Origin of the sequence: Dokdonella sp. (assembly GCF_039926425.1) — a bacterium.
Lineage (GTDB): Bacteria > Pseudomonadota > Gammaproteobacteria > Xanthomonadales > Rhodanobacteraceae > Dokdonella_A.
On sequence record NZ_JBDSWZ010000294.1, the window covers coordinates 1 to 4,810 of the forward strand.

General features: G+C 62.0%; 3 protein-coding genes. 2 read left to right on the top strand and 1 reads right to left on the bottom strand.

All coding sequences use genetic code 11. The features are described from left to right. Positions 1-224: 224 nt before the first annotated feature. On the bottom strand, positions 225-413 hold the full coding sequence (locus ABIV12_RS16535) for a hypothetical protein (protein WP_348061356.1): 189 nt from the start codon (positions 411-413) through the stop codon (positions 225-227). A 509-nt stretch (positions 414-922) separates the two neighbouring features. Here ABIV12_RS16535 and ABIV12_RS16540 point away from each other — a divergent pair. Both ABIV12_RS16540 and ABIV12_RS16545 read left to right on the top strand, forming a co-directional pair. Further along, on the top strand, positions 923-1,216 hold the full coding sequence (locus ABIV12_RS16540; RefSeq protein WP_348061358.1) for a hypothetical protein: 294 nt from the start codon (positions 923-925) through the stop codon (positions 1,214-1,216). Positions 1,217-1,668: 452 nt separating this feature from the next. Continuing rightward, on the top strand, positions 1,669-3,996 hold the full coding sequence (locus ABIV12_RS16545) for a heavy metal translocating P-type ATPase (protein WP_348061360.1): 2,328 nt from the start codon (positions 1,669-1,671) through the stop codon (positions 3,994-3,996). Positions 3,997-4,810 lie beyond the last annotated feature (814 nt).

The window sequence follows — 4,810 nt, forward strand, 5'->3', positions numbered from 1 at the left end:
GACGCTTCCCATTGGAGTTCCGCGATGACATCTTTCTGGATCTGTGCGTCGCTCTTCATGACATGCCTCTGGTTCGTTGGTCGGACGATCACCTTGCGCCACTAAGCGAATGAACGTCCGTGCGTTAACGAACCCACGAGGCTGTCTGGATAACGTCGCTGGACAAAACGCGCACGATCTCAAGACGGATTGTTCGACGCGAGGCGGCGCAGCGTCGGGCGCGATCAGTCATCCTCCGAATGCCGAAAGGGCGCAGTCGCGTGACTGTGTTCGTGCAAGAGGCAGATTGCGGTTTTCGGATTTTCACTGGCACTTCCGAGAAGTCGTGCGAACGCGCGGGACAGTCCGTCAGTCAATTCGCTCGGCAGTCCATCAATGTCGTCGAAGCCGGTGGGATTGGTGATGCGGGGCATGCTGTACTCCAGGGTGTCGGGGATGCGGATCGCTTCGCTTTTTGACCTTGCCCCGACGGTGTGCGGTCGAATGTTTGTTCGTGTCGCATCGGCATGGAATCTTTCCGTGCGGTAGAGACTGGCCGTCGCGACTTCGCTCGTCCGTTCGCAGCGAACGCACATCCGGTTTTATTGATCGTCGTCGTGAGTGGGTGGACGACCTCGATTGAGTGGACGGCAACGTGCGCCGCCGTACCGACTGACACTGCGGATGAGCCTATGTTTGATCCTTCGACGGTGGAGATATCGACGTTTGATCCCGGCGATTGAAAATTTCCGCTTGCCCATCCGGAATCGGCATCAACCGACTCGGCACGATTTGAAACGGAAGCACGTTCACCATGTCGGTGCGGCGAAATCCCCCCAGTGAGCAAGACGATTGCTCTCCGGGAAAAAAACGTTTCCGTTCGCGCCGGATGCCACCCGGATGCCGTCGCTCGCCCAGAACCATCCACCATCAAGGAACACAGATGAACTCGCAGACCATCAGAGAACAGATCGCACACAGCATTGCCCAGATCGAAAAGGGCATTGCGGCCATCTCGACCATCGTTGTCGACGACGCGAACGCACTTGGTGACCAGCGCGATGCAGTGCAGGTCCAACTCCAGAAATTCGGGCACCGGCTTTCCAGGAGTTCGCGGATCGCACGAAAGGAGATCTCGGGCGAGTTTCACCGTCATCCTTACGCGATCTCCGGAACGGTCATCGCGTTCGGCGCGATCGCCGCTGCCCTGTTCTGGAGGAACGAGTTTCGTCATTGACGAACCGCGTCGTCGATGAGTTTGCGGCGGTCGTGGAAACAGCGCCGCGACGCCGCAGATGCATCAGACGCGGGTCGAGGCTGGCACCGACCAGCAGACCGACGCTTTACTGGGCGGGCAGCGCCGCCGAGATACGTGGCTGAGCCCGACACCGACCTTCGCAATCGCAAGACTGATCCGTGCGGCCTGTTGACGATAAACATCCGACGCGTCAAGGTCATTGGTTTCGCGCCAGACGAAATCCGCGACTTGCAGGCACTCTCATCCGACCTTGAAGGGTGCGTCGAACGCATCGAATCCCGTTCTGAAGGACGTCTGGTGGATGTCATATCGCGGATTTGCGAACTGCGGCGCGTGCGTCGGGGTTTGAAATCGCTCGTCGACGCGTGCCCAGAGCACGGTCCGCTTGTGCATTGTCCCATTCTGGTCGCGCTGACCAAGGACGACCCGACGTGAGCCTGCAGACAGAGAACACGTCACATCCGTTGTCGAACGCCGACGTGTCGGATCCCGTTTGCCGGATGCACGTCGATCCGCACTCGACTCCGCATCGCGCCGATCACTCGGGCCATCCGTTTTATTTCTGCTCGGCGCGCTGTCGCGAGAAGTTCGTTGCCGAACCGGATCGCTATCTGAGCGCGTCGATCGCAGCCGCGCCCGTCGTCGAGGGTGCGATCTACACGTGCCCGATGCATCTGGAGGTCCAACAAGTCGGTCCGGGCAGTTGCCCGAAATGCGGAATGGCGCTGGAGCCGATGGTGCCGACGACGGACAACGACGACACCGAGCTGCGCGCGGTGCGACGCAAGTTTTTCGTCTCCGCCGTTTTCGCGTTGCCGCTGCTGTTTACTGCAATGGTCCCGCACGTGGTTTCTTTCCACACGAGCGCATCGACCGCTCATGCGCTGCGCTGGGTCGAAATGCTCCTGTCGGCACCGTTGGTGCTGTGGGCTGGCGCGTCCTTCTATGTCCGCGGCTGGAAAGGCGCGGTGTCGGGCTCGCCCAACATGTACACCTTGATTGGACTGGGCGTGATGGTCGCTTTCACCTTCAGCCTCGGCGCGACATTTGCGCCGGCATGGTTTCCGCAGGCGATGCGCGCCGACCACGGGATGGTCGGCGTCTACTTCGAAGCGGCAGGGGTCATCGTCGCGTTGGCGCTGCTCGGCGAGTGGCTGGAACTGGGTGCACGCGGTCAGACGTCTGCAGCGGTCCGGCGCTTGCTCGATCTGGCGCCCAAGATGGCGCGTCGCGTTCGCGCGGACGGAACGGAAGAAGATGTCGCGCTCGACCAGGTGCAGGTTGGCGAGTCGCTGCGCGTCAGGCCGGGCGAGAAAGTGCCGGTCGATGGTGCTGTGGTCGACGGTGCGAGCAGCGTCGACGAGTCGCTGTTGACCGGCGAGCCCATCCCGGTCGAAAAACACGTGCAGGACGCGGTCAACGGCGGCACGCTCAACGGAATGGGGAGTCTCACGATCCTCGCGGAGCGCGTAGGACGCGACACAGTGCTTGCGCAGATCGTCGATTTGGTCGCGACCGCGCAGCGCTCAAAAGCGCCGTTGCAGCGACTTGCGGATCGGGTTTCGCTCTTCTTCGTGCCGGCGGTGGTCGTTGTGGCGCTGTTGACGTTCGGTGCGTGGCTGGTATGGGGTCCTGAGCCACGTCTGGCGTACGCGATCGTCAACGCCGTTGCCGTGCTGATCATTGCCTGCCCATGTGCGCTCGGCCTTGCAACTCCGATTTCGATCACCGTCGCGAGTGGGCGCGGTGCCGAAGCCGGTGTGTTGTTCCGCAACGCGGCAGCCATTGAAGGTTTGGCGGACATCGATTGTCTGGTCGTCGACAAAACCGGAACACTGACCGAGGGCAAACCGACGCTGACGGATGTCAGCGCGCAACCGGATTTCAGTGAATCCGACGTGGTCGCGATGGCGGCTTCACTGGAAGCTGCGAGTGAACATCCGCTCGCGCATGCGATTCTCGAAGGCGCGAAAAGCCGTGGAATCGCATTTGATCGCGCGGCGGAGTTTTCCGCCGTCACCGGTCAGGGCGTGCGCGGCCGTGTAGGTCCTGCAGCCGTTGCGCTGGGCAATGCAGCGCTGATGGCCTCCATTGGTGTTGATGCGTCATCGCTCGCGGAACGCGCCGAGGAACTTCGGCGGGAGGCAAAGACCGTGATGTTCCTGGCCCGCGAAGGACGGTTGGCCGGGTTGGTGGCCGTGCAGGATCCGATCAAGCACGGCGCAAAGGCTATTCTCGCGTCGCTGAAGGCGGAAAAACTCCGCATCGTCATGCTCACCGGCGACAGTCAAGCGACTGCGGCTGCGGTGGCCAGGGAACTCGGCATCGATGAAGTGCATGCGGGTCAAACGCCGGCGGGCAAAGCCGAATGGATCTCTGCAGCCAAAGCGTCTGGAGCGCGCGTCGCGATGGCGGGTGATGGCATCAACGACGCGCCGGCGCTCGCAGCGGCGGATGTCGGCATTGCGATGGGCAATGGATCCGACGTCGCGATGGAGAGCGCGCAGATCACGTTGGTGAAAGGAGAGTTGACCGGCATTCTTCGCGCATCTCGACTGGCCAAGGCGACCGTGCGCAACATTCATCAAAATCTCATATTTGCCTTTCTGTACAACTTGCTCGGCATCCCTGTCGCGGCTGGCGTCCTCTATCCATTTTTCGGCTGGTTGCTCAGCCCGCTCATCGCCGCCGCCGCGATGAGCCTGTCTTCCGTGTCGGTCATCTCCAACGCGCTGCGATTGCGCTCAGCGCGTCTTTGACGTCACTGTGCTCGCCGAGTCCGGAGGCAGTCCTCATGCAACCGACTTCAGAGTTCTGGCCAATCGTTTTCCGCACCGCGCCCAATGGATGTGCATTGCATCTCATCATCTGGCGCAGCGCAGGCACCGCGTCATCACGATCGCTCTGCCCGCGGGTTTCACGCTGGTCGCCACTCCGGTGCGAGCCATGCCGAAGAGCGCGGTCCATGACTCCACGGCCTCTTCGTCGGACAGTCTGCCCATTGCCTACGCGCCAGGCGACGCGATCCGCGGTCATGACGCCGACAGTGGCCCTGCGAAGGTGAGTCCTGTTGTGGGAATGGATGCCGTCCATGTGGGAGACGGCAATGTTGCGCGCGCGTCGCGTCCAGGGGCGGAGCTGTGCTGCGATCGGCCATTCTGGATGTTCGCGTCCGCGCTCCCGTAAGCTTGCTGATCTCAGGGAATCTGGACTGTTTCGCGAGGTGGTCGTGTCGTGACCGCACCGAGAGCGTCGATCGTCGGACCGGGCTTCCAACCAGCAAACGGCCGGAAATCGGACACCCCTTGGCCTTCTGCGAGACAAACCCGGCCTGAAACACAGAGACGCCGATCGCATGGCGCACGAGGGCGGCAGTGTTGTCGCTGTGGGCGTGAGAGCGATCAGCCTGATGGCGGTGCGCCGCCGTCACTCCCGATCTGACCGTCAAGGCCCACAGTCGCGCTTGGCAGCGATGGACCCAAAAAAAACCCCATCGGAGAGAAGGTCTCCGATGGGGCGGGTGTATGGCGGAGCGGACGGGACTCGAACCCGCGACCTCCGGCGTGACAGGCC

Excerpts from the sequence above, each read along its gene's own strand:
- ABIV12_RS16535 (WP_348061356.1), bottom strand. The coding sequence starts at position 413 with ATGCCCCGCATCACCAATCCCACCGGCTTCGACGACATTGATGGACTG.
- ABIV12_RS16540 (WP_348061358.1), top strand. The coding sequence starts at position 923 with ATGAACTCGCAGACCATCAGAGAACAGATCGCACACAGCATTGCCCAG.